A 24768-nucleotide genomic window follows, 5' to 3' on the forward strand; every position below is an offset into this window, starting at 1 on the left:
GACACCACCTTTTCGATCATCTCGACTGGGGGCTCAAGTCATACCGGGGCCGAAGGCCGGGAGCCCCATTGCGAGGCCACGAAGAAGGTAACGGGTTTGACCGGGTGCGCGGGGGCCGGGAGTGACGGTTGGCCGCTCCCGTGCGCTCCTACCTGTGATGAGCATGTACTTCCATCTGCGCGCGGTACCGCCCGGCCGGCTGTGCGACGACGTCCGGCGGCTGGAGGGGCTCTTCCAGGACGACTGGGAGACGGTCCGCGACCGCGTCGGCCGCCATCGCGAGGAGGTGCTGGACAAGCAGTACCTCGACCACGAGCTGCTGTACGCCGGCACCCCGCCGCGCCACATGGCCGACGGGCCGCCCGCCCAGGTGGTCCTCGGCGGCCGGCCGGTGTTCCACTCGGCGCACGGACGGCCGCCGTTCCTCCTGCTCACGGCCGCCGAGACGGAGCGGGTCGCCGGCTATCTGGGCGCCGCCGACTTCGACGAGCTGTGGCACGGCTCCCGCGCCGAGCTGCTGCCGCGCTACGGCGGGGCCGGCGCGGAGCCCGAGGCGCGCGCGGTGTTCGCGGCCGCGCACCGCGACCTGACCGCGTTCTACACGCAGACCGCGTACTACGGCGACGCGGTGGTGAAGTGGCTCGTCCTCTGAACCGGCGGGCCGCCGGGGCGACGGTCTGCCGGACCGACGGGCCGACGGTCTGTCGCGGCCGGGCCGCCGGGGCGACGGTCTGCCGGACCGACGGTCTGTCGCGGCCGGGCCGCCGGGGCGACGGTCTGCCGGGCCGACGGTCTGCTGTGCCGGGCGGCCGGGCCGCCGGGCCGCCCGTCCGCATCTCAGGCCGGTCTGCCGCTGCGGCTGCGGCGCGAGACCACCGCGCGCAGCACCCGCCGCCCTTCCGTGGACACGTCGAGGGCCCGGCGCAGGCCGCCCGCGCCATGGCCGGCGAGTAGTTCCAGGACGGTGACCTGGCGGCGCAGTTCGGCGGCGACGAGCGGCGACATGCCTCCCGTACGGCCCTCCCGGCGGTCCTCGACGGAGCCCGCGGCGTCGTCGAGGGGGTCCAGGAGGCGGTGGATCCGCAGCGCGGCCACCGAGCAGGCGTCGGCCCAGACCCGCACCTCGGCGGCGGACGGCGTGGCCGGGGCGGCGATGAGCATCCGGCGGGCCAGCGCGGCGGCCTCGTCCTCGGGCCCGTCCGGGGGTCCGTCCGGGGGTCCGGCCTCGGCGGCCAGCCGGTCCCGCGCCCGTTCCAGCCCCTCGGCCCACTCTCGGGCGTCCTGCTCGGCGAGGCTCGCCCACAGCGGGCGCAGACTCTCGTCGTCGCCGCCCAGCAGCGGCACGCACCGATCCAAACAAGCCAACCCGCTGGCGGCCAGGCCGCGTTCGTCGGCCTGAGCGATCAGCTCCACCAGACTCATCCACGTCTCCCTGTTCCGAGGGCCCTGTTCGGCTCCGGCGCCGCTCACACACCGATACGGAGCCCACACTTCCCCTTACTGCGTGCAACGGCCCCGGAGTGTCACAGGCGCACCACACAAGCAGGTCGAGCCGCGGAATGCAGGGTTTTCGGCCAAAGAGCCCATTGAAGCCGGAAGGGGGCGGGTGGCCGGAGACACCGGACAGGGACGTCGGCCGGAGACACCGGACAGGGACGTCGGCCGGGGACACCGGCCAGGGACGTCGGCCGAGGACACCGGCCGGGGACACCGGCCGGCCGGGAATACCGGCCAGGGACAGCGGCCGGGACAGCGGGGACAGCGGCCGGGCCGGCGTCCCCGGTCGTCTCAGCCCAGTCCGTTCGCCAGGGTCTTGAACTGCGTCCACGACAGCGTCGGCTTCCCCGGAACCCACAGCTTCTGGACCGTGGCCCGCAGCGGCATCCGGATGCCGGCCGCGACCTGGTCCTGCGTCTGGGAGTTCGACAGGTCGCACCACACGGCGAAGGTGCCGCCGAGGATCTGCCCGTCGTACTTCGCGGGCACCGCCTGCGTCCCGCGCACCACGCGCGGGGTCCACTGCTCGTAGATCCGCTGCCCGGTCGGGTAGACGAAGGTCTGGGGCTGCCCGAGGACGTAGTAGAGGAACTCGTCGTTGTAGTTGATCAGCTTGCGGCCCGCGCTCAGGTACTCGACGGGCTGGCGGGCGCCGATCTCCTTGCCGGTCCAGTAGGCGACCTGGAGGTCCTTGGCGGGCTGCACGGACGTGCCCCGGAAGAAGCCGTCGTTCCACACCCGCATCGTGCGGCCCTGGGCGCGCATGGTGTCGGCCCGGTCGTTGAGCCAGCCCGTGGTCAGGTCCGCGACGGTCCCGCCGGAGCCGTACGCCTTCGTGGCCGCGGCGGCGAGCTGCGGGTAGGACGCCTGCGGGTTGGACACCGTCAGGGCCTGGTACTCGTCGCCGCCCAGGTGCCACTGGCCGCCGGGGAACAGTTCGGCGTACTCCTCCAGCAGGTCGTCGACGATCGACGCCGACTCGTCCTTGGAGATGTCGATCGCCCCGCGCGTCGCCACCCCCTGCGCGTTGCGCAGCTGGAGGTCGGGGTGGGCGGCGATGACGGCCCCGAGGTGGCCCGGCGAGTCGATCTCGGGCACGACGGCGATGTGCCGGCTCGCCGCGAGGTCGACGATCTTCCGCACCTCCGCCTTCGTCAGGTGCTGGCGGGAGACGATCTCCGGGTGCGTGTCGGAGGCGATGCGGAAGCCCTGGTCGTCGGAGAAGTGCAGCCCGAGCTGGTTGAACTTCAGGTCGCCCAGCTCCCGGATCCGGTCCTCGATCCAGGCCGCCGTGAAGTGCTTGCGCGCGATGTCCAGCATGAAGCCGCGCACCGGCTTGGCCGGCTGGTCGCGGACGACGCCCTCCGGCGCCCTGCGGCCGGCGTGCACCTCCTGCTTGAGGGTGCGGGTGCCGTAGAAGACGCCCGAGTCCGCGGGTCCGCTGATGTTCACGCGCCCACCGCGCACGGTCAGGGCGTACGACTCCGGGTTCGCGCCCTCGTCGTCGTTGAGCGCCAGCCGTACGTCACCGGCGCGCACGTCGGTCTTCTCGCCGGCGTAGGTCAGGCCCAGCTCGCCGGCGATCAGCCGGCCCTCGTCGGCCAGCTCAGCGTCGTTGACCACGACGCGGCGGCCGCGCGCCGGGCGCCAGCCGGGGCCGCGCGCGGCGGTGTGCGAGCGCACGCCGGGGATCGTGCGAGGGGCCTCGGACAGCGCGTACGAGCGGGTGGGCGTGGGGGTCGGGCTCGCCGCGCGGGAGGGGGCGGCCGCCGCGGACCCCCGCTCCGCGGGCCACAGCGACGCCCCCGCCGGTCCGCCGTCGTCTCCGGAGGCCCACAGTCCGAGGCCCACCCCGGCCACCACCGTCACGGCGACCGCCGAGACGACCACCGTCCGGGTGCCCACCGCCTGCCGCGCCTTCTTCGCCGGCGCCCGACGCCTGTGCTGACTCACGTCGTCAAACCTACGACCCGTCACCCGTCGGGATCGTCCACCACACGTTCCGAAACTCTCCCGTGCGGGTGAAATTCGGGCGTCCAGCGGACACGTCCTGTCCGGTATCGATAACGTGCTGGCACATCTCTCACCATCTCCCCTGCCGAAACACACGTGACGCCCACACACCTTCCCGGCCGAGTGGCCATACCCGCGCTCCCCGAGCAGAGCCGCACGGCGCCGGTCCCGGCCCCGCCGGAGGGGTTCAACTCGGCCTCCCGTGAGGACGCCGTCCACCTGCTCCTGAGCTGTCTGGGCAGCCTCCGCTGGGCCCACCGCGTCGCCGACCACCGCCCCTACCCCACGGTGGACGCCCTGCTGGCCGCGTCCGACGAGGCGGCGTACGACCTGACCCGGGAGGACCTGGCGGAGGCGCTGACCGGGGAGCCCCTCCCGTCCCTCCCCGAGGACGCCTACGAGGCGGCCCACCTGGCCCTGGACGCGGCGCACGCGGCGTACGAGGCGAGGTTCGGCCACGTCTTCGTGATCTGCCTGGACGGCGTACCGCCGCACGAGGCTCTGGACCGGGTCCTGGAGGCCATCCGGTCACGATTGACCAACGATCCCGAGGACGAACGGGTGCAGACCGCGGAGGAGGTCCGCCGACTGGCGAGGGAGCGGCTGGCGACCCGCCTGAGGGCCGCGGAAAACCGCGCGACCAGCCACATCACGTCGGCAGACGGTGGATAACGGGACACGGCGCCGCAGATGCCACGCCCGCTCACCCGTACGCGTGCCAGTTTGATCACACCGGTAGGCCCGCTGTAAGCCCGGCCGCAGTGGCTGGCTACGATGCTGGGGGCCGGTGGACCGTACCCGGCCGGGCCCGTCCGACACCGAAGCCGGCAGGCCCTGTCCCCGCTCCCGGAGGGTAATTCCGTGCCGGCTGGAACGCTGTACCGCGGCCGGGAAGGAATGTGGTCCTGGGTGGCTCATCGAGTCACCGGCGTCCTCATCTTCTTCTTCCTGTTCGTCCACGTGCTCGACACCGCACTCGTGCGTGTCTCACCCGAGGACTACGACAAGGTCGTAGCCACCTACAAGACCCCGCTCGTCGCGTGCCTGGAGTACGGCCTCGTCGCCGCCATCCTGTTCCACGCGCTCAACGGCCTGCGTGTCATCGCCGTCGACTTCTGGTCGAAGGGCCCGCGCTACCAGAAGCAGATGTTCTGGGCCGTCGCCGGCGTCTGGGTCGTGCTGATGCTCGGGGCGATCTACCCCGTCCTCGGCCACGCCGCTCGTGAACTGTTCGGGAGCTGACGCGCATGTCCACCACCGAAACCACCGCCTCCGGCATCGGCCCCGTCGAGGGCCGGTCCCTCTACGGCGTCGACAACCCGGCCCCCCTCATCGAGGCCCCACGCAAGCGCACCAAGAAGTCCCCCAAGTCCACCCGGGGCAACTTCGAGATGGCCGCCTGGCTGTTCATGCGCCTGTCCGGCATCGTCCTGGTCGTCCTGGTCATCGGCCACCTGCTGATCCAGCTCGTGCTGGACGGCGGTGTCTCCAAGGTCGGCTTCGCCTTCGTGGCCGGCCGCTGGGCCTCGCCGTTCTGGCAGGTCTGGGACCTGCTGATGCTGTGGCTCGCGATGCTGCACGGCGCCAACGGCCTGCGTACGATCATCAATGACTACGCGGAGCGCGCGAACACCCGGCTGTGGCTGAAGGGCCTGCTCTACACCGCCACGGTGTTCACCATCCTGCTGGGCACGCTGGTGATCTTCACCTTCGACCCGAACATCCGCTAGGCACGGGGCTGAGGTAATCCACCCATGAAGATCCACAAGTACGACACCGTCATCGTCGGCGCCGGCGGCGCCGGTATGCGCGCCGCCATCGAGTCGACGAAGCGCAGCCGCACCGCGGTCCTGACGAAGCTCTACCCCACCCGCTCCCACACCGGTGCGGCGCAGGGCGGCATGGCCGCCGCGCTCGCCAACGTGGAGGAGGACAACTGGGAGTGGCACACCTTCGACACCGTCAAGGGCGGCGACTACCTGGTCGACCAGGACGCCGCCGAGATCCTGGCGAAGGAGGCCATCGACTCGGTCCTCGACCTGGAGAAGATGGGCCTGCCGTTCAACCGGACGCCCGACGGGACGATCGACCAGCGCCGCTTCGGCGGTCACAGCCGCAACCACGGCGAGGCCCCGGTCCGCCGGTCCTGCTACGCGGCCGACCGCACCGGCCACATGATCCTCCAGACGCTGTACCAGAACTGCGTGAAACAGGGCGTGGAGTTCTTCAACGAGTTCTACGTCCTGGACCAGCTGATCGTCGAAATCGACGGCGTCAAGCGCTCGGCGGGCGTCGTCGCCTACGAACTGGCGACCGGTGAGATCCACGTCTTCCAGGCGAAGGCCGTGATCTACGCGTCCGGCGGCACCGGCAAGTTCTTCAAGGTGACGTCGAACGCGCACACCCTGACCGGTGACGGCCAGGCCGCGGTCTACCGGCGCGGGCTGCCGCTGGAGGACATGGAGTTCTTCCAGTTCCACCCGACCGGCATCTGGCGCATGGGCATCCTGCTGACGGAGGGCGCCCGCGGTGAGGGCGGCATCCTCCGCAACAAGGACGGCGAGCGCTTCATGGAGAAGTACGCGCCGGTCATGAAGGACCTCGCGTCCCGTGACGTCGTCTCGCGCTCCATCTACACGGAGATCCGTGAGGGCCGCGGCTGCGGTCCCGAGGGCGACCACGTCTACCTCGACCTCACGCACCTCCCGCCGGAGCAGCTCGACGCCAAGCTCCCGGACATCACCGAGTTCGCCCGCACCTACCTCGGGATCGAGCCGTACACCGACCCGATCCCGATCCAGCCCACCGCGCACTACGCGATGGGCGGCATCCCGACGAACGTCGAGGGTGAGGTCCTCAGCGACAACACCACCGTCGTCCCGGGCCTCTACGCGGCCGGCGAGGTCGCCTGCGTCTCCGTGCACGGTGCGAACCGCCTCGGCACGAACTCGCTGCTCGACATCAACGTGTTCGGCCGCCGGGCCGGCATCGCGGCCGCGGAGTACGCGCAGAAGGCGGACTACGTCGAGCTGCCGGAGGACCCGGCGTCGCTGGTCGTCGCCCAGGTCGAGCGGCTGCGCGCCTCCACGGGCACCGAGCGGGTCGCCGACATCCGCCGGGAGCTGCAGGAGTGCATGGACGCCAACGTGATGGTGTTCCGCACCGAGCAGACGATCAAGACGGCGGTCGAGAAGATCGCGGAGCTGCGCGAGCGCTACCTCAACGTCTCGATCCAGGACAAGGGCAAGCGGTTCAACACGGACCTGCTGGAGGCCGTCGAGCTGGGCAACCTGCTCGACCTGGCCGAGGTCATGGCCGTCTCCGCGCTCGCCCGCAAGGAGTCCCGCGGCGGTCACTACCGCGAGGACTACCCCAACCGCGACGACGTCAACTTCATGCGCCACACCATGGCGTACCGCGAGGTGGGCGACGACGGCGCCGAGTCGATCCGGCTCGACTACAAGCCGGTCGTCCAGACCCGCTACCAGCCGATGGAGCGTAAGTACTGATGGCAACTCCCACCCTGGACAAGGCGGACGGCGCCGGCGCGCCCGAGGCCGGCTTCGCCGACTCCCCGTACATCCTGGCCACGTTCCGCATCCGCCGCTTCAACCCCGAGGTCGCGGGAGAGGCGGTCTGGGAAGACTTCCAGCTGGAGATCGACCCGAAGGAACGCGTCCTCGACGCGCTCCACAAGATCAAGTGGGACCTGGACGGAACGCTCACCTTCCGCCGCTCCTGCGCGCACGGCATCTGCGGCTCGGACGCCATGCGGATCAACGGCAAGAACCGTCTCGCCTGCAAGACCCTGATCAAGGACCTCAACCCCGAGAAGCCGATCACGGTCGAGGCCATAAAGGGCCTCACGGTCCTCAAGGACCTCGTGGTCGACATGGAGCCGTTCTTCCAGGCGTACCGCGACGTCATGCCCTTCCTGATCACGAAGGACACGAACGAGCCGACGCGCGAGCGTCTCCAGACGGCCGAGGACCGTGAGCGCTTCGACGACACGACGAAGTGCATCCTCTGCGCGGCCTGCACGTCCTCGTGCCCGGTCTTCTGGAACGACGGCCAGTACTTCGGCCCGGCGGCCATCGTCAACGCCCACCGCTTCATCTTCGACTCGCGTGACGAGGCGGCGGAGCAGCGCCTGGAGATCCTGAACGACCGCGACGGCGTCTGGCGCTGCCGCACCACGTTCAACTGCACGGACGCCTGCCCGCGTGGCATCGAGGTCACCAAGGCGATCCAGGAAGTGAAGCGGGCGCTGATCACGCGCCGCTTCTGATCCCGTTCGCCACGAGTACGAAGGCCCCGTCCCCGGTCACCACCGGGGACGGGGCCTTCGCTCTGTCCTGCCTCTACCGGCGGCCCGGGCGCCTCACCTCGACGAGTGATCCCACATCCGGCCGTGACCTGGTGCCGCCCCGGCCGGCAGCCCGACCTCGCACCACAGCAGCTTTCCGCCCCGCCCCGGGAGATCGCCCCCGAGCGAATAGCCGCCCCAGGCGGTGGCGTAGTGACAGACGAGGAACAGCCCCCGCCCGCCGTCCGCGTCCGCGTCTGCGGGGACACGGCGCACGGGTCCGGACCGCCGGTCGAAGGGTGGCGGGATGTACGGGTCGGCGTCCCACACACTCACCCGCAGCCGGCCGTGACCGAGCCCGCGAAGGCGGAGGGTCGCGGGCCCGGAGGAGTACCGGTAGGCGTTGGTGACCAATTCGGAGGTCAACAGTTCGGCGTCGTCCTGGAGTTGGGCCAAGCCATGTCCGGTGAGGACAGCCCGCAACGTGACCCGGGCGATGCGAGCGGCGCGTGCGTCGTGGGGCAGTTGGAGGACGTACGCCCAAGACGGAACCTCTTCGCACGCCGACGGGGATACGGTGACCATGAACGCCTCCTGCGGTGGGGGGACTTGGCTTGCTCTGCGGCTCGACGACCAGCTGTCGGTGGCAGTGCCGTGCGCTGACGGGCGCAGCGGTGCGCTTCCGGTTGCTCGGGCGAGCGGGTGGGCGGCTCGGGTCTCACCGTAGAGCCGGACATGGAATACATTCCATGAAACTTAGGGAATGCAGCCCATATACCCTCGCGTGGGTGACCTGAACGACGTACGTACGAATGGGAAGTCGCAGCAGATGCCGCAGCCAGTCCCCCTCCCCACCGCCCGGCGCCGCCGCCTCGGGGTCGAGTTGCGAAGGCTGCGGGAACGGGCCGACCTGACCGCCACTCAGGCCGCAACGCTGGTCGGGGCGACGCAGTCACGCGTGAGCAACATCGAGGCGGGACGCTACGGCGTGAGCGCCGACCGCGTGCGAGCGATCGCCAGGCACTACGACTGCACGGACGAGCCGCTGATCGACGCGCTCACCACGCTGACCGGCGAGCGCCGGCGCGGCTGGTGGGAGGAGTACAGGGAGATCCTCTCGCCCCGGATGCTGGACCTGACAGAGGTCGAGCACCACGCCACCGCGCTGCGCGTGGCTCACATCATCAACATCCCCGGCCTGCTCCAGACCACCGAGCACGCCCGCGCCCTGTTCGGGCACACGGTGCCGGCACTGAAGCCCCACGAGATCGAACACCGCGTGTCGCACCGGGTGAAGCGCCAGGGGATCCTGCACCGCGAACAGCCCCCGGCGTACACGGCGATCATCCACGAGGCCGCGCTCCGCATGCGCTTCGGCGACCGTGCCACTGTCCGGGGCCAGCTGCACCACCTCAACGAGGTCGGCGCACTGGACCACGTCACGATCACCGTCATCCCCTTCGACAGCGGTCCGTTCCACACCTCGGGTCAGGGCATCGACTACTTCCACGGCCCTGTGCGCCAGTTGGACACCGTGCAGCTCGACACCGACCACGGAGCGGAACTCATCGACTCACCGGCCCAGTTGGAGCGCTACGGACTCATCCTGGACCGTGCCGCACAAGCGGCGCTTCCGCCGGCACAGTCCCGCGACTTCATCACCCAGCTTGCCGAAGACCTCTGAAGGAGCTCTCATGCCCGAGCCGCACTGGCAGAAGTCCACGTACAGCCAGGAAGCCTCCGCCTGCGTCTACGTGGCCACCGCCCCCGCCGGAACGATCCTCCTCCGCGAAAGCGACGACCCGCACGTCATCCTCACGACCGGCCCCCGCCAACTCGGCGCGCTGATATCGACCCTCAGATCCACCCAGCGCGCCGAGCCGCCCCGCATGCGGGGCCTGCATGTAGGGCGAGGTCCCCTTACAGCTGGCTGAGGATCGTCGGGTCGGAGATCGCCGTGTCGTTCGCCAGGAGCATCGCCTTGCTCAGGATCACCGCCAGCGTGCGGTCACCCTCGAAGGGGAGGTAGCCCGGCTGCGGGGTCGTGGTGCTCGCCTTGGGGACGATGCAGAGGTAGCGGTCGTCGGGGGTCATCAGGATGTTGCCCGAGCCGAGGTGGATCTTGTACGTGTGGCGTTCGCCCCGTACGTGGAGGAAGCGGCCCTCCAGGGTGCAGCGGTCGGCTATCGCGAGGCGCGGGACCAGGCGTTCCAGCAGGACCCGCCGGGTCTGGGCGCTCTGGCCCAGTTCGCCGAAGCCGTACGACGTCCAGTACTCGCGGAAGCGGCCGTCGGGGCCGCCGTCCTGCCACGTGGGGTCGTTGCCGACACTCGCGACGCCCACGAACAGGTCGATGTCGCGCAGGACTTCGGACAGGACGAGCGGCGGGACCGACTCCAGGGCGAGCGGCTGGACCGGGTCCTGCCCGTCGCGCAGCCACATGCGGTACTCGCCGCCGTAGCAGTGTGCCGAGTTCTCCGGTGCGTCGAGGGGATAGAAGCGGACCTGGTCGGTGCGCAGGCGCAGGAAGCTGCCGGAGTCCGTGATGTCGTCGTGGTGGTCGCCGCCGTCGCCCTCGATCCAGAACTCGGCGCGCAGGCCCCAGTGCGGCAGTTCGCGGGTCGCCGGGGGCGCCTCGTCGTCCACGCTCAGACGGAGTTTGTTGCGCCAGCCCCGCACCGCGGCCAGCGAGTGGAACTGGTGCTGGCGCAGGACGTGCGCCGCGAAGCGGTTCGAGTAGGTGCCCGTCGCGCGTTCGGCGTCCGTCAGCAGGTAGACCTCGCGGTGCGCCTGTTTGAACGGCTGGGTGATCTCGTGCCGCTCCAGCCAGTCGCGCCAGGCGACGATCTCCGCCGGTTCGTGGCCCACCGGGTGCCAGAGCCGGACCTCGGAGCCGGCGCCCGCGACGACCGGGGCGTCGGCGAGGGTGCGCAGCTCGCCGTCCGCGAAGCCGGCCGCCCGGCCGTCGACCGTCCACACGAGGCGGCGGGCCAGGGTGCCGACGAGCGGGTGGTCGAGGTAGCGCTCGCGCCAGACGGCGTACGGCCAGGTGCGGCGGGCCGGGAACTGGCGGTCCAGGCGCTCGCTCTGCGCCGACAGCATCTTGTCGATGTCCTTGACGGCGGCCTTGAGTTCCTTCAGCTCGTCGGCGTGGTCGCGCCGGACGGCAGCGGGCACTCCCCTGACCGCCTTGCCGGTCGCGTTGGTCCAGGTCAACAGGGCTTTGGTGCCGTGGACTTCGAGCCGCGCCGTGATGTCGCCGAGGCGGTGTTCGGCGCGGCCGACGTCCGTGAGCCCGTAGGCGGGCACGGCGAGTTCCTCGATCTCCTCACGGCTGAGGTCCATGGCCTGGGCGCGCGCGTCGAGGGCGGCGTTGAGGAGTTTCAGGGTGCCCTTGTACGTCACGCGGGTGGCGAGGCGGGCCAGTTCGGCGAGGGCCGCCTCCCCCTCGACGCGGGCCAGGGCGTTGACGCCCGCGTTGGCGACCTTGGGGTTGACCGGGCCGACGCCCTGGACCTTGCGCAGGGCCGTCTCCACGAGGGCGCCGAGGGCGCGGGCGGTCTCAAGGTGCGGGGGCAGGAAGGACAGCAGCCAGGCCAGGCCGCGCAGGGCGTTGGCGTTGTACGGGTCGAACGTGTCGTTGGGGTGTGCCCCGTGGTAGGCGGGCAGCAGCGGGCGGGTGCGGGGGCGGCCGACGAGTCCGAGCCAGGTCAGCAGGCGTACCCGCACCGCCTCCGCGCCGAGCCCGTCGATCAGCGCCCGTCCCGCCTTCTCCCACTTCGCGGAGGGGCGGGCGGCGGTGGCGGTCGTGGCGTGGGCGACCAGCCGGCGCCAGCCGTCCTGGGGGTCGTCGGTGTCCACGAGGTCCGCGAGGTCCGCGAGCGCGCGGTCGGACCAGGCTTCGCCCGGGTTCAGGACGGGGTGGGTGAGCCGCTCGGCGAGCGGACCGAGGAGACCGGCGCCGTTCCACAGCACCATCCGCGAACGGCGGATCAGGGCGACGAACTCACCGGACAGGTCACGGCCGTCGGCCATCTCCAGCTCGGCCAGGCGGATCAGCTGCGCGGTGTTGTACTGGACCTCCTGCTCGGCGACCAGGGCGATCAGCGCCGCCCGGGTGTCGCGCGACTGCCCCTCCACCAGCGCGTCCCCCTGCAGGGCGTTGAGCAGGTGCACGATACGGCGACGGGGGACCGCGCCCGGCTCCAGCTCGTGGTAGCGCGCGGCCAGGCGGTGCACCACCCCGGCCCGGAAGCCGGGGTCCGCCGCGTGCACCGCGTCGAGGACCTTGCGGCCGTCCCAGCCCCAGTGGTCGTTGAGCCGGTCGGCCAGCGCGAGCAGGGCGGGCACCAGTCGCTCGGTGTCCTCGGCGGCGACCAGGGCGAGAACCTCGCGGACCGGTTCGGCGTGCACGGAGGTGGACGTGGTCATCAGCCACCCACCAGCGGGACGAGCTTCAGGAACGTGACCTCGGCGCCCGGCCCGAGTTCGATCTCGTCGTCGGGCTCGGTGACCTGACGGTCCCCCACGAGCACCAGGAAGCCGTTGCCCGCGAACGCCTGGAGCGCGAGCCGCGTCTGCTCCTCGGGGTCTATGCGGCGGGGGGTGCGCAGCGCGTATCCGTTCAGCACGCGCTCCGTGTCCCGGGGCTGGACGAGCCCCTGGAAGACCTCCGGCGTACGGGCGTTGTACTCGGAGACCTCCTGGAACACCCGACGCCGGATCACCTCCCGCACGGTGAGCCGCTCTTCGGCGATCTCCAGCCCCCAGCCGTCGCTGCGGCTCCCGCTTGTCGTCTCGTCGACGAACGTGACCATTCCCATGCCGACGACAGTACGAGCCGCCACTGACAACGCCCCCGACGGGCCGGACCGCGGGTGACGCCGGTGGCGGTGCGGGCGGGCGTCCGGCTCCGCCGCCCGGCGTCGTCCGCTCCCCCTCCCGGGTGACCCCGCGGTCAGCCCCGCTCGACGCGGGCACCAACGCACCTAATCTGATGGCATGTCAGATGACCAGTCGTACGAGCTGCTCGGCTTCGACAACCTGCTGCTGCCCGTCGGGGATCTCGCCGAGGCGCTGAGCTTCTACGAGCGCGCCGGGTTCGCGGTCGGGTTCCGGTTCGACGAGGGCGGGATCGCCCAGTTGAAGGTCGGGGGCGAGATGCCCGGCATCCTGCTGCGTCAGGAGGAGGGGCTCGGCCACCGGCCGCCGCCGTGGCCGCCCACGCGCGCGTGGCTGGAGGTGGCGGACGCGCGCGCGGCGGCGCGGACGCTGGCCGACGCGGGGATCGTCCCGATCGACCCGCCCTTCTCCACCGCGACCGGGTGGACCGTCGAGATCGCCGACCCGTGGGGGAACGTCCTCGGGCTCACGGACTACACCAAACGCCCGGAGATCGGCCGCAGGCCGTGACACCCACCCGGTGACGGCGGGGTCCGGCCGCACACCGTGCACCCCCTCGGCCCCGGTCATCGCGCACTGTCCGGGCGTCGGCGGGACCATCGGCGACGCGGCGCAGGGCGGGCGCCGGCCCCTCGCCCACCGCGCGCCGGGCCGTGGCGGCGGGGCCCGCGCCACTGGTTAGGCTCGTTCCGTGCCCGCGAACCACGACGGCCCCGACGGCGCCGGCCCCCCGAGCAAGTCCGAGCAGACCCGTGCGCTGATCCTGGAGACGGCGATGCGGCTGTTCGAGGAACGGGGCTACGACAAGACGACGATGCGGGCCATCGCCAAGGAGGCGGGGGTCTCCGTCGGCAACGCCTACTACTACTTCGAGGGCAAGGAACACCTGATCCAGGGCTTCTACGACCGGATCGCCGCCGAGCACCGGGCAGCGGTCCGTGAGGTCCTGGACCGGGAGACCGACCTGGAGGCACGGCTCGCGGGCGTGCTGCGGACGTGGCTGGACGTCGCCACGCCGTACCACGAGTTCGCGGTGCAGTTCTTCAAGAACGCCGCCGACCCGGACAGCCCGCTCAGCCCGTTCTCGCCGGAGTCGGAGCACGCGCGCGTGGCGGCCGTCGACGTCCACCGGGAGGTGCTGGCCGGCGCGACGAGGACCAAGGTCCCGGAGGAACTGCGGGACGTGCTGCCGGAGTTGATGTGGCTCTCGCAGATGGGGCTCGTGCTGTACTGGATCTTCGACCGGACCGAGGGCCGGGAACGCAGCTACCGGCTCGCCGAACGCGGCGCCCGGCTCACCTCGCGGGGCGTGGCGCTCGCCCGGTTCCGCGTGCTGCGGCCCCTCGTACGCGAGGTGCACGAGCTGTTCACGGACTTCCTGCCCGGCATGACGGGCGCGCTGCCGGACCCCGGGAGCAAGCGGCGGCAGGCCGAGTGAGACGGCGCCGGTGAACCGGTGCCGGGGGCGACCCGGCACCGGTCGGCACTAGTTGACGGCGTCCACCTCGCCCTCCGCCAGTTCCACGTCGTGCACCAGGGGGCTGTCCTCGACGACGACGTGCCGGGCCCGTGAGCCGTACGGCGAGGCCGTGGTCGCCAGCAGGTACGTGCCCGGTTCCGGCACCGAGAGGATGTAAGAGCCGTCCGCGAGGGACGTGACCCCGTCCAGCTGGCGGCCGCCCGGCGTCAGCAGGGTCACAGCCGCGCCGTCCACCGGTTCGCCCTCCGCGGTGCGGACGTAGCCGTGGATCACCGACGCACCGCCCTCGGCCGGGGGCCGCTCGGGCAGCTCCCGCTCCTCCTTCGGCTCCACCGCGAGATGCGGCAGCCGCTTGTCCAGCCAGGCCGGCAGCCACCAGTTGGAGTTCCCGAGCAGGTGCATCATGGCCGGCACCAGCGCCGTACGCAGGATGAAGGCGTCGAGCGCCACCGCGGCGGCCAGACCGACGCCCGCCATCGCCGCCCCGGAGTCGCCGCTGAGGACGAAGGCCAGGAAGACGCACACCATGATCAGGGCCGCCGAGTTGATCACGCGGCTGGTCTCGGCCAGGCCGACCCGTACCGCGCGCGCGTTGTCCTTGGTGTGGACCCACTCCTCGTGCATACGGCTGACCAGGAAGACCTGGTAGTCCATCGAGAGGCCGAAGAGCAGGGACAGCATGATGACGGGCAGGAAGGCGTTGATCGGGCCCTCCTTGCCGAGGCCCAGCAGGTCGAGTCCCCAGCCCCACTGGAAGACGGCGACGAGGACACCGAAGGAGGCCGCCGCCGCGATCAGGTTCATCAGCGCGGCCGTCAGCGGCACCACGAGGGAGCGGAAGGCGACCAGCAGGAGCAGGAAGCCCAGACCGATGATCGTGGCGATGAACAGGGGCAGCCGGTCGCCCGTCACCGTCGCGAAGTCCTTCGAGACGGCCGTGACACCGCCGACGTGGGCCTCGGCCCCCGCGCGCGGGATCACCTCGTCCCGCAGGGTGTCTATGAGGTCGTCCGTCTCCTTCGACTGCGGTGACGTGGTCGGGACGACCTGGATCACCGTCACGCCCCCCGCGGGCGGCAGCGCGGCGACCCGGGCGACGCCGTCCGTGTCCTTGATGCCCTGGACCAGCGCGGTGGTGTCCCCGCCGTCCGTGACTACCTGGAGCGGACCGTTGAAGCCGGGCCCGAAGCCCTCGGCGAGCAGGTCGTACGCCTTCCTGGTGGTCGTCGTCGCGTCGTCGTTGCCCTGGTCGGTGGCACCCAGCCGCAGTGACAGCACCGGCAGCGCGAGGACGGCCATGACGACGAGGGCGAGCGCGGCGATCCGGCGCGGGCGCTGCTGCACGCCCGTCGACCAGCGGGCGGCGAGACCGCTCGCCTTCTCCGGCTCGGGGCCGGTCGCGGCGAGCGCGCGCCGCTGGCGGCGGCTGAGCACCCGCGGGCCGAGGAAGCCGAGCATCGCCGGCAGCAGTGTCGTGGCGGCGAGGACGCTCAGCACCACGGTCAGGGAGGTGCCGATGACGACACCGTCCAGGAAGCGCAGGTTCGTCACCAGCATCCCGGCGAGCGCGATGCACACCGTGCCGCCCGCGAACAGCACCGCCCGGCCCGAGGTGTTGAGGGCGACGACCGCCGACTCCTCCGGGGCCAGGCCCTTGAGAATGCCGCGCCGGTGCCGGGTCACGATGAACAGCGCGTAGTCGATGCCGACGCCGAGGCCGATCAGGGTGGCCAGCAGCGGGGCCAGGTCGGGGATGCTCGTGGTGTGGCTGAGCAGCTGGGTGGAGAACATGCCCGTGCCCACGCCGAAGATGGCGATCGCGAGCGGGAGCAGCATCGCGAACAGCGAACCGAAGGCCAGGAACAGGACGACGGCGGCCGCGAGGATGCCGATCATCTCCGCGAGGCCGGTGGGCGGTTCCTGCACCCGCTGGATCGCCTGGCCGCCGAGTTCGACCTCCAGGCCGGCGCGTTCGGCGCCCCGAGCGGTGTCCATGACGTCCTGGACGAGTTCCTTGGGCACCGCGTTCGCCTGGTCGGTGAAGGTGATCTGGGCGTAGGCGATGTGCCCGTCGCCGCTGATCTGGGACGCGCCCCGCGCGCCCGCGTAGGGGCTGGTGACGCCGCCGACGCCCTTCATGCCGGCGATCTTGTCGAGCGCGGGCCGGATCCGGGACCGTACCGCCTGGTCCCGCACCGTCCCGGAGTCGACCTTCCACACCACCGTGTCGGTGTCGCCCGCGCTGTCCGGGAACGCCTTCTCCATCAGGTCGTACGCGCGCTTGGAATCCGTGTTGGGGAGGGAGAAGACGTTCGCGTAGTCCGTGCCCGCCGCCGAGGCCGAAACGCCCAGGCCGAACAGTGCCCCCACCCACAACAACAGGACCACCAGCCGGTGCCGATAGCACCACCGTGCCAATGCCGCCACGCTCAACAGCTCCTCAGTCGTCGGTTGGTCCCCCAGGTCCTGGGAAACAGCATCGGCCGCGCCCCGCGCGCGTGGGGGCGGCGCGCCATGACTCTCAAGGAACTCCAAAGCTGCGAACCGGCCCGGCTGTCAGTGGGTCCGCCGATACTGGGGGCATGTCGACGGCTCCAGGCACCGTGCTGGTCGTGGAGGACGAACCGAGCATCGCGGACGTCCTGGCCATCGCCCTGCGCTACCACCGGTTCGAGGTCATGACGGCGGGCACCGTCCGCGAGGCGCTCGCCCTCGCCGAGCGCACCCGGCCCGACGTGGCGCTGCTCGACGTCATGCTGCCCGACGGCGACGGACGGGTCCTGGGCCGCCGGCTGCGCGCGGAACAGCCCGGGCTCGCGCTGGTGTTCCTCACCGCCCGCGACTCGCCCGCCGAGGTCGTCGGCGCGCTCGCCTTCGGCGACGACTACATCACCAAGCCGTTCAACATCGACGAGGTCATCGCCCGGATCTCGGCCGTCCTGCGCCGCACCCTCCCGCGCACCGGGCCGGGCGCCCCCGACGTCCTCCCGCAGCGCCCGCCCCTGCGCTACGGCGACCTGGAACTGGACGAGACGACGTACTCGGTGCACCGCGCGGGCCACACCGTCGAACTCACCCCCACCGAGTACGCCCTGCTGCGTTTCCTCGTGCGCAACGGCGGCCGGATCGTGCCCAAGGAGCAACTCCTGCGCCACGTCTGGCAGTACGAGCACACGCCACCCGAATCAACCGTCGTGGAGACCTACATCAGCTATCTGCGGCGCAAGCTCGACCCGCTGGGCGCGCCGGTGATCACCACCCGGCGCGGCGTCGGATACGGACTGGCATGAGGTTCCCCAGGGGCCCCTGGATCCCCACCTTCCGGCTGCCGCGCTGCACCCACGGCGTCCGCTCCCTGCGCGCCCAGCTGACCCTGGCGAACGTGGCGTTGCTGGCCCTCGGGATCGTCGCCGCGACCGCCGTGAGCGTCATGGGCATGCGCTACTACCTGCTCGACCAGATCGACGCGGAACTGGTCAAGACGCGGGGCTCGCTGGGCAGTTCGCAGCTCACCCTGCGACAGATCGACTCGCTGAGCGTGCTGGGCTTCCTGCACGACCGGCTCGCCGCGCAGCCCTCGTCGGAGGACTCGCTGCCGGACTCGATCTTCGCCGCCGTCGACAGCCGGGGCGAGACCGTCGGCATCCTGGGCTTCAAGCCGACCGACACCCAGCGCGCCCTGGCCGACGCCGTCGACGACCCGCGCGCGCTGGCCGCGGACACCGAGCCGCACGACCTCACCGTGCACGGCGCCTCCTACCGCGCGACGGCGACCCGCCTCGCCGACGGCACGTACGTCCTGATGGCCGCCTCCGCCGACGCCCTCCACAAAGGCGTCGCCAAGGCGATCAAGCTGGACCTCACCATCGGCACCCTGCTGCTGGCACTCCTCGCCTGTCTGACGATGTTCAGCGTCAGACGCCGGATGCGGCCGCTGGAGGACATGGTGGAGACCTCTTCGGCGATCGCCGAGGGCGACCTGACCCGGCGGGTGCCCTCCAGCCGGGAGGCCACCCTGGAGGTCGAACAGCTGCGGCTCGCCCTCAACTCCATGCTGCACCAGGTGGAGTCGGCGCACCGCACCCGTGAACACAGCGCGGCCCAGCTGCGCCGCTTCGTCGCCGACGCCTCGCACGAGCTGCGCACCCCGCTGTCCGCGATACGCGGCTACCTCCAGCTCTACGACAAGGGCATGCTCAACGACCCCGCCGACCGCAAGCGCGCCTGGGAGCGGGTGCTGGCGGAGGCGGACCGGATGGGGCGCCTGGTCGACGAACTGCTCACCCTCGCCCGGCTCGACCAGCAGCCCGAACTGCGTTTCAGGAACGTCGACGTGAGCCGTCTGGTGCGGGAGGCCGCCGAGGACCTGCGGGTGCAGCAGCCCGAGCGGCCGGTGACCGTGGGGGCCGAGGGCACCCTGCTGGTGCGGGCCGACGAGTCGGGGCTGCGGCAGGTCCTCGGCAACCTGCTGGGCAACGTGCGCACGCACACACCGGCCGACGTGCCGGTGCGGCTCGCGGTGGAGCGCGCGGACGGCGCCGTCCGGCTGTGCGTGTCCGACGAGGGCCCGGGGCTCGGACCGGAGGACTCCGCGCGCGTCTTCGACCGGTTCTTCCGGGCCGGCGGGGGCGCGGGCAGCGGGCTGGGCCTGGCGATCGTGCAGGGGGTCGTGCAGGCACACGGCGGCGAGGTGGCGGTACGCACGGCCCCCGGCGAGGGCCTCGCGGTCACGGTCACCCTGCCGGCGACCGCGCCCCCGTCGTAGACCGGACGGGTGGCGGGTCGGTGCCGGACCGAGCGGTACGGCGGCGCGTCGCCGGGGGCCGCCTGTGCGGCAGCGCGGCACCCTGGCGCCGGGCATGCGGCGGCGTCACGGCGTGAGCCGGGCGGGCTGGTCTCGCCTGGGCCGGGCAGGCTGGTCTCGCCTGGGCCGGGCCCGCCGCCACGCCCCGGCGGGAGGCGCGTGGCAGCGCGACGCCGTGGGCCGCGCGGCGCCCTGGGGCCGGCGGGCGACGGCGTCACCGCGTGAGCCGGGCCGGCTGGTCTCGCGTGAGCCGGGCGGGCTGGTCTCGCATGGGCCGGGCGGGCTGGTCTCGCATGGGCCGGGCCCGCCGCCGGGCCGCGCGTGCGGCAGCGCGGCACCCTGCTGCCGGGCATGCGGCGGCGTCACGGCGTGAGCAGGGCGGGCTGGTCTCGCGTGAGCAGGGCGGGCCGGTCTCGCGTGAGCCGGACCGGCTGGTCTCGCATGGGCCGGGCCCGCCGCCACGCCCCGGCGGGAGGCGCGTGGCAGCGCGACGCAGTGGGCCGCGCGGCGCCCTGGGGCCGGCGGGCGACGGCGTCACCGCGTGGCTGCTCGCGTGGGGGTCGGGCAAGCCGCCGCTCACCGGCGGGCGTCGGGCGTCGGGCGAGCCGATCAGGGGGTGGCGTGGGTCAGGGCCCAGGCCGTTCCTCCGTGGGTGCCCGCGCCCCGTACGCCCCAGGACGCGGCGATCTTCCCCACCAGGTGCAGACCCGCGTCGGTGTCCTCGCTCGCGCCGATCACCCTCAGGCGGGGCGGGAGACAGGTGCCGTCGGCGAGAGCGGTCACCACCACCTCGAACTCCGCCTCAGCAAAGACCACTTGGGGGCGTGCCCCGGCGGAACCGCGCCGTACGGCGTCGCCGGCCGCCTCAGACACCAGCAGGACCGCGTCGTGGAGCGCGGGGTCGTCGGGCCCGTGCCCCCAGTCGGTCAGATGGTCCCGGACCCGGCGGCGGGCGAGACCGACGGACGCCGGATGCCGGGGCAGCCGGAAGGCGTTGCGTCTGGGCACCTCCGGATCGCGTCAGATCCAGGTGAGGCGCCAGAGTCTGAAGACCCCGGTGCCGTCCGACAGGTACTGGCCCCCGCCGACGTCCTCGCTGCCCACGACGTACTCCTTCGCCTGCCACAGCGGGATGACCGGCGCGTCCGTGGCGACCGCCTGCTGCAGTTCGCGGAAGTCGTCGGTGGCCTCGCTGCGGTCGGCGTACTGCCGGCCGCTGCGGATCAACTGGTCGACGAGGCTGCTGCTGTAGCCGGTGTTCATGGTGCCGTCGGTGCCGACGAGCGGGGCGCCGAAGGTGTCGGGGTCGGGATAGTCGGCCACCCACCCGACGCCGTACGCGTCCAGCTTTCCGGTCGCCCACCGCTTCTGGAAGTCGGACCACTCGTAGCCCTTGACCGTCACCTTGAACAGGCCGTCCGCCTCCAGCTGCCGCTTGAGCTCGGCGGCCTCCTCGGCGGCGGCGCCGCGGCCGGCGCCGTAGCCGTAGGTGAAGCGGACCGGCAGGGTGACCCCGGCCTCGGTGAGCAGTTGTCTCGCCTTGCCCGGGTCCACCTTCGGATAGGCGTCGAAGAACGACGTCGTGTGACCGGTGATGCCCGTGGGGATCAGCGAGTACAGCGGGTCCACGGTCCCGTCGTAGACCCTCGCGGCGAGCTGCTCCCGGTCGATGAGCCAGGCCAGTGCCTGGCGGACCTTCGTCTGGTGCAGCGGCGAACCCTCGCGGGTGTTCAGGTAGAGGTTGCGGGTCTCGGCGCTGTCGGACTCCGAGACGCGGCGGCCGGGGTCGCTCGGGTTCAGGGCGGCGAGGACCCGCGGCGGCAGCTGACGGGTCGCGACGTCGAGCTGCTTCGCCTTCCAGGCGCCGTTCAGCTTGTTCGCGTCGGTGTAGTAGAGCAGGTCGACGGGCCGTCCGGAGGCGTGGACGGCGCCCGCGTAGTGCGCGTTGGGGGTGAGGACGGCCTTCTTGTTCTTCGTATACGCCGTCAGCTCGTACGGGCCGGTGCCGTCCACGCCGTTGTCGGTGCGCGGCGCGTTCGCGGGGTACCGGGTGCGGTCGACGATCGAACCGGCGCCGGTGGCCACCTTGAACGGGAAGGTCGCGTCCGGCGAGGAGAGATGGAAGGTGACTTTCAGGCCATCCGCGCTCGTCGAGGCGAGGGTGTCCAGCAGGGCGGACGGGCCGACGTCGGACTTGATCTTCTTGACCCGGTCGAAGGAGTACTTCACGTCCTCGGCCGTCATCGTGCGACCGCTGGGGAAGGTGAGCCCCCCACGCAGGGTGCAGCGGTAGGTGCGCAGGTCGTGGCCCACGAAGCCGCAGGACCGGGCCGCGTCCGGTACCGGTGAGGCGCCGCCCGGTTCGTACGTCAGCAGGGACTGGAAGACGTTGCTGAACAGCGCCCACGACCCGGCGTCGTAGGCGGCGGCCGGGTCGAGCGACGTGACGGCGTCCGTCGTACCGACCTGGATGGTCTTGTCCGAGTTTCCCTCCGACGGCAGCAGCTGCCGGCCGCCGACCCCCACGGCCGCCAGCACGGCGAGCGTCGCGAGAATCCGCATGCGAACCGATCGCATCGGTGTGCCCTCCCCGGACCCCACAGGGGCCCCAGTACACAGGCCACTCCCCTAGTGGCGCGGCTCACCTAACCACAGGTGTTTCACCTGGCGGAAGAGAAATCTGGTGAGATCGAAGAGAACTTGGCGCAAGAGGTTTCAGAACCGTTTCACAGCTTCCGCACAGGATCCGCGCCCCCCGCCTCCGACCGCGCGGGGAACCTCACGCCTGCTTCGAGGCCAGCTCGATCACCGTGATGTCGGACGGTGCGCCGACCCGCGTCGGAGGCCCCCACGCGCCCGCGCCCCGGCTGACGTAGAGCTGTGTGTCGCCGTAGCGTTCCAGGCCGGCGACGGTCGGGTTCGCGGCCGCCGCGACGAAGTTGCCGGGCCAGAGCTGGCCGCCGTGGGTGTGGCCGGAGAGCTGGAGGTCGACGCCGTGCTCCACGGCCTGGTGGATCTGCACCGGCTGGTGGGCGAGCAGGACGCACGCGCGGGCCCGGTCCCGGCCGCCGAGGGCGCGGGTGAAGTCGGGGCCGTGGCCCTCGCTCTCGCCCGCCACGTCGTTGACGCCGGCGAGGTCGAAGTGGGCCAGTTCGGTGCGGGCGTTCTCCAGGGGGTGCACGCCCAGCCGGCGGACCTCCTCGACCCACTGCTCGGCGCCGGAGAAGTACTCGTGGTTGCCGGTGACGAAGAAGCTGCCGTGCCGGGCCCGCAGTTGGGCCAGGGGCGCCGCCGCGGGACCCAGGTCCTTGACGCTGCCGTCCACCAGGTCGCCGACGACCGCGATCAGGTCGGGCTGCGTCCCGTTGATCGTGTCGACGACCTTCTGGGCGAAGCCGCGGCCGAGCACCGGGCCCAGGTGGATGTCGCTGACCACCGCGATGCGGTAACCGTGCGCCGCGCGCGGGAGCCTGGCCAGCGGGACGGTGACCCGTTTGACGCGCGGCCCGCGCAGCACGCCGTACGTCCCGTGACCGACCGTCCCGACGGCCGCCGCGGCGGCGGCACCGCCGACGACCCGGGAGACGAACAGACGGCGCGAGGGACCGGCGACCGGCCCGGCGGAACCGGCGGATCCGGCCCCTTCGGCGGCCTCGTCGGACCCGGCGCCCGCGGCGGACGCGGCGGGCTCGGGGGGTCCCACGGACGTGGCGGGCCCGGTGGGTGCGGCCGCCCCGTGGGACGCGCGGACCGCGCCCGTGCCGTCCTCCGGGCGTCCGCCCGCCGGCACCCGGTCGGGGCGCGGTGCGGGCAGCTCGGCGGACCCGGCGGCCCGGCGTTCGAGGACGCGGCGCAGCAACGGCCGTACGAGCTCACCCGCGAGGACCGCCAGCAGCAGGTAGATCGACAGCGCCAGCCACAGGAAGCCGGGCCAGGCCAGCACCCGCTGGAGCCAGAACGGCGCGCCCGTGCGTTCGGCGACGAGCGCGCCGACCGCCAGCACCCAGCCACCCGCGACGAGGACCGCCCCCGCGCGGCGCGCGGGCCCCGGGCCGCGGGTCGTGTCGTGGAACAGGCGCCGCCACAGGTACCAGTTGGCCGCCACCACGACGGCCAGGACGAGCAGCGCGATCAGGACGAAAACTACGGCCACGGTCTCGGGTCCTCCGCATGGACGGGGCGGGCGGTCGGCGGCGCGCCGGGCGGTCGGCTATGACGTGCGGCGCAGTGCGCGCAGTCCGCGCAACCCGATGCCTCCGATGACCGTCCCCAATACGAAGGAGACGACCGCCAGCACCAGGTGCACCCAGAAGTAGGCCGTCGGACGGCCGTCGTCGAAGGCGAGCCCGCTGCCGTCCGCGATCAGGTTCTTGACGAAAGTGACCCAGATGATCCAGCTCCACACCCCGAAGGCGAGCAGGAACCAGGAGAGGGGGCGGCTGAGCTTCATGACCTCAGTATCGCCGTCCCGTGTCCGGTTCCGTGACCGGGGTGGGGAGGGCGGTGGGACTTCGCCGCGCGCGGCAGGTACGTTCTCCGTCGTGCCCGCACTCCACACCGCCGGCAGGCGAACCCTGCTGGTCGCTTCGGCGGCCCTCGTGTCCCTCGCGCTGACCGCGCCCGCCTCCCTCGCGGCCCCCGGCCCGTCGCCGAGCGGGTCGCCGGGTGCGTCGCCGGGCAAGTCGCCGAGTGCGTCGCCGGGCAGGTCACCCAAGGCGTCGGCCGGCACCTCGGCCGCTCCCCCGGCCGGCATGTCGGCTGTCGGCGGCACCCGCCTCGGGCAGGCCGGCACGCAGGTCGACCTCGCGCCGGGTGTCCCGGTGCTGCCCAAGGGCCTGACCGCACGCTCGTGGATCGTGTCCGACGCGGAGTCCGGCGAGGTGCTGGCCGCGCACAACGCGCACTGGCGGCTGCCTCCGGCCAGCACCCTGAAGATGCTCTTCGCGGACACCGTGCTGCCGAAGTTCCCGAGGACCGAGAAGCACAAGGTCCGGACCGCCGACCTGGCGGGCATGGGGGCCGGCTCCAGTCTGGTCGGGATAAAGGAGGGCGAGACGTACACGGTGCACGACCTGTGGCTCGGCGTCTTCCTGCGCTCCGGCAACGACGCGGTGCACGTCCTGTCCGCGATGAACGACGGCGTGGCCGCCACCGTCCGGGACATGAACGAGCACGCCGAGCAGCTCCAGGCCCTCGACACGCACGTGGTCAGCCCGGACGGCTACGACGCCCCCGGCCAGGTCTCCTCCGCGTACGACCTGACCCTGTTCGCGCGCTCCGGCCTGCAGAAGAAGGACTTCCGCGAGTACTGCTCCACGGTCACCGCGAAGTTCCCGGGTGAGACGACGAGGAAGAAGGGCAGGTCGCACCGCGGCTCCTTCGAGATCCAGAACACCAACCGGCTGCTCAGCGGCGACTTCGACATCTCCGTCTACCAGGGCATAGCGGGCGTCAAGAACGGCAACACCACCAACGCGGGTGCCACCTTCACGGGCGTCGCCGAACGCGGCGGCAAGGTGCTGCTCGTCACGGTGATGAACCCTGAGAAGAGCGAGCACAACGAGGTCTACCGGGAGACCGCCAAGCTCTTCGACTGGGGGTTCAAGGCGGCCGGCAAGGTCCAGCCGGTGGGCGAGCTGGTGCCGCCGAAGGGCGCAGCGCAGTCGAGCGCCCAGCCGGGTGCGACCGCGGCCGGCCAGGCGGGGGGCGCGGGCAGCGGCGGGGCCGCCAACTTGCCCTGTTCGATGACCTGTCGGGCGTGCGCAC

23 protein-coding genes are annotated in these 24768 nt (G+C 72.0%); 13 read left to right on the plus strand and 10 right to left on the minus strand.

All coding sequences use genetic code 11. The features are described from left to right. The first annotated feature begins 157 nt into the window (after positions 1-157). Positions 158-652, plus strand: coding sequence for a DUF1877 family protein (locus tag ABZT03_RS36780; protein WP_356047519.1), 495 nt, complete (start codon positions 158-160; stop codon positions 650-652). A 185-nt stretch (positions 653-837) separates the two neighbouring features. On the opposite strand, the gene ABZT03_RS36785 is transcribed toward ABZT03_RS36780, so the two are convergent. Both ABZT03_RS36785 and ABZT03_RS36790 read right to left on the minus strand, forming a co-directional pair. Beyond that, positions 838-1422, minus strand: coding sequence for a hypothetical protein (locus ABZT03_RS36785; protein ID WP_356047521.1), 585 nt, complete (start codon positions 1420-1422; stop codon positions 838-840). Between the two features lie 366 nt (positions 1423-1788). After that, a complete protein-coding gene (locus ABZT03_RS36790) occupies positions 1789-3402 on the minus strand; it encodes a glycoside hydrolase family 20 protein (RefSeq protein ID WP_356047556.1) in 1614 nt (537 codons plus the stop codon). Between the two features lie 204 nt (positions 3403-3606). On the opposite strand from ABZT03_RS36790, the gene ABZT03_RS36795 reads away from it, so the two are divergent. The 5 genes from ABZT03_RS36795 to ABZT03_RS36815 all read left to right on the plus strand — a co-directional run bounded on the left by ABZT03_RS36795 (position 3607) and on the right by ABZT03_RS36815 (position 7798). After that, positions 3607-4182 (plus strand): 2-oxo-4-hydroxy-4-carboxy-5-ureidoimidazoline decarboxylase, encoded by a 576-nt coding sequence (locus tag ABZT03_RS36795; protein WP_356047522.1) that lies wholly within the window; start codon positions 3607-3609, stop codon positions 4180-4182. 189 nt (positions 4183-4371) lie between these two features. After that, positions 4372-4752: a succinate dehydrogenase, cytochrome b556 subunit gene (gene sdhC, locus ABZT03_RS36800; RefSeq protein ID WP_280887440.1), complete on the plus strand. Its 381-nt coding sequence runs from the start codon at positions 4372-4374 to the stop codon at positions 4750-4752. Between the two features lie 5 nt (positions 4753-4757). Beyond that, positions 4758-5240, plus strand: coding sequence for a succinate dehydrogenase hydrophobic membrane anchor subunit (locus ABZT03_RS36805; protein ID WP_356047524.1), 483 nt, complete (start codon positions 4758-4760; stop codon positions 5238-5240). 24 nt (positions 5241-5264) lie between these two features. Continuing rightward, positions 5265-7019 carry a succinate dehydrogenase flavoprotein subunit gene (gene sdhA, locus ABZT03_RS36810; RefSeq protein ID WP_356047526.1) on the plus strand — a complete coding sequence of 585 codons (1755 nt, stop codon included), beginning with the start codon at positions 5265-5267 and terminating at the stop codon, positions 7017-7019. Beyond that, on the plus strand, positions 7019-7798 hold the full coding sequence (locus tag ABZT03_RS36815) for a succinate dehydrogenase iron-sulfur subunit (protein ID WP_356047527.1): 780 nt from the start codon (positions 7019-7021) through the stop codon (positions 7796-7798). The genes sdhA and ABZT03_RS36815 overlap by 1 nt, the downstream gene beginning before the upstream one ends. A gap of 93 nt (positions 7799-7891) precedes the next feature. On the opposite strand, the gene ABZT03_RS36820 is transcribed toward ABZT03_RS36815, so the two are convergent. Then, entirely contained in the window at positions 7892-8401 is a 510-nt protein-coding gene (locus tag ABZT03_RS36820) for an ATP-binding protein (RefSeq protein ID WP_356047529.1), read from the minus strand. 244 nt (positions 8402-8645) lie between these two features. Between ABZT03_RS36820 and ABZT03_RS36825 the strand changes: the two genes are divergently transcribed. Together ABZT03_RS36825 and ABZT03_RS36830 are read left to right on the plus strand one after the other, a co-directional pair. After that, positions 8646-9500, plus strand: coding sequence for a helix-turn-helix transcriptional regulator (locus ABZT03_RS36825; RefSeq protein ID WP_356047531.1), 855 nt, complete (start codon positions 8646-8648; stop codon positions 9498-9500). 10 nt (positions 9501-9510) lie between these two features. Continuing rightward, complete coding sequence (locus ABZT03_RS36830) at positions 9511-9750, plus strand: DUF397 domain-containing protein (RefSeq protein WP_356047533.1); 240 nt, start codon at positions 9511-9513, stop codon at positions 9748-9750. On the opposite strand, the gene ABZT03_RS36835 is transcribed toward ABZT03_RS36830, so the two are convergent. Both ABZT03_RS36835 and ABZT03_RS36840 read right to left on the minus strand, forming a co-directional pair. Further along, the gene (locus tag ABZT03_RS36835; RefSeq protein ID WP_356047535.1) at positions 9737-12247 is read right to left on the minus strand and encodes a DUF4132 domain-containing protein; all 2511 of its coding nucleotides are present in this window, start codon (positions 12245-12247) and stop codon (positions 9737-9739) included. The genes ABZT03_RS36830 and ABZT03_RS36835 overlap by 14 nt on opposite strands. Next, positions 12247-12639, minus strand: a complete 393-nt coding sequence (locus ABZT03_RS36840; RefSeq protein WP_356047537.1) for a hypothetical protein — start codon at positions 12637-12639, stop codon at positions 12247-12249. The genes ABZT03_RS36835 and ABZT03_RS36840 overlap by 1 nt, the downstream gene beginning before the upstream one ends. 178 nt (positions 12640-12817) lie before the next feature. Between ABZT03_RS36840 and ABZT03_RS36845 the strand changes: the two genes are divergently transcribed. Both ABZT03_RS36845 and ABZT03_RS36850 read left to right on the plus strand, forming a co-directional pair. Then, positions 12818-13228: a VOC family protein gene (locus ABZT03_RS36845; protein WP_356047539.1), complete on the plus strand. Its 411-nt coding sequence runs from the start codon at positions 12818-12820 to the stop codon at positions 13226-13228. Positions 13229-13409: 181 nt separating this feature from the next. Next, positions 13410-14156, plus strand: a complete 747-nt coding sequence (locus ABZT03_RS36850; RefSeq protein ID WP_356047541.1) for a TetR family transcriptional regulator — start codon at positions 13410-13412, stop codon at positions 14154-14156. Between the two features lie 48 nt (positions 14157-14204). Here the strand turns inward: ABZT03_RS36850 and ABZT03_RS36855 are convergent, their stop codons facing one another. Beyond that, positions 14205-16616 carry an MMPL family transporter gene (locus ABZT03_RS36855; protein ID WP_356047558.1) on the minus strand — a complete coding sequence of 804 codons (2412 nt, stop codon included), beginning with the start codon at positions 16614-16616 and terminating at the stop codon, positions 14205-14207. A gap of 164 nt (positions 16617-16780) precedes the next feature. On the opposite strand from ABZT03_RS36855, the gene ABZT03_RS36860 reads away from it, so the two are divergent. Together ABZT03_RS36860 and ABZT03_RS36865 are read left to right on the plus strand one after the other, a co-directional pair. Beyond that, a complete protein-coding gene (locus ABZT03_RS36860) occupies positions 16781-17488 on the plus strand; it encodes a response regulator transcription factor (RefSeq protein ID WP_356047543.1) in 708 nt (235 codons plus the stop codon). Further along, on the plus strand, positions 17485-18963 hold the full coding sequence (locus tag ABZT03_RS36865) for a HAMP domain-containing sensor histidine kinase (RefSeq protein WP_356047545.1): 1479 nt from the start codon (positions 17485-17487) through the stop codon (positions 18961-18963). The genes ABZT03_RS36860 and ABZT03_RS36865 overlap by 4 nt, the downstream gene beginning before the upstream one ends. A 648-nt stretch (positions 18964-19611) precedes the next feature. Here ABZT03_RS36865 and ABZT03_RS36870 read toward each other — a convergent pair. The 4 genes from ABZT03_RS36870 to ABZT03_RS36885 form a co-directional block, all read right to left on the minus strand. Next, complete coding sequence (locus ABZT03_RS36870; RefSeq protein WP_356047547.1) at positions 19612-20010, minus strand: ATP-binding protein; 399 nt, start codon at positions 20008-20010, stop codon at positions 19612-19614. A gap of 12 nt (positions 20011-20022) precedes the next feature. Beyond that, on the minus strand, positions 20023-21579 hold the full coding sequence (locus ABZT03_RS36875; RefSeq protein ID WP_356047548.1) for an ABC transporter substrate-binding protein: 1557 nt from the start codon (positions 21577-21579) through the stop codon (positions 20023-20025). A 202-nt stretch (positions 21580-21781) separates the two neighbouring features. Beyond that, positions 21782-23155 carry a metallophosphoesterase gene (locus tag ABZT03_RS36880; protein WP_356047550.1) on the minus strand — a complete coding sequence of 458 codons (1374 nt, stop codon included), beginning with the start codon at positions 23153-23155 and terminating at the stop codon, positions 21782-21784. A 57-nt stretch (positions 23156-23212) separates the two neighbouring features. Next, on the minus strand, positions 23213-23452 hold the full coding sequence (locus ABZT03_RS36885) for a hypothetical protein (protein WP_356047552.1): 240 nt from the start codon (positions 23450-23452) through the stop codon (positions 23213-23215). Between ABZT03_RS36885 and ABZT03_RS36890 the strand changes: the two genes are divergently transcribed. Then, on the plus strand, positions 23451-24768 hold a 1318-nt coding region (locus tag ABZT03_RS36890; protein ID WP_356047554.1), incomplete at its 3' end, for a D-alanyl-D-alanine carboxypeptidase. The genes ABZT03_RS36885 and ABZT03_RS36890 overlap by 2 nt on opposite strands.

The organism is Streptomyces sp. NPDC005574 (assembly GCF_040605435.1).
In the GTDB taxonomy this organism is placed as follows: Bacteria; Actinomycetota; Actinomycetes; order Streptomycetales; family Streptomycetaceae; genus Streptomyces.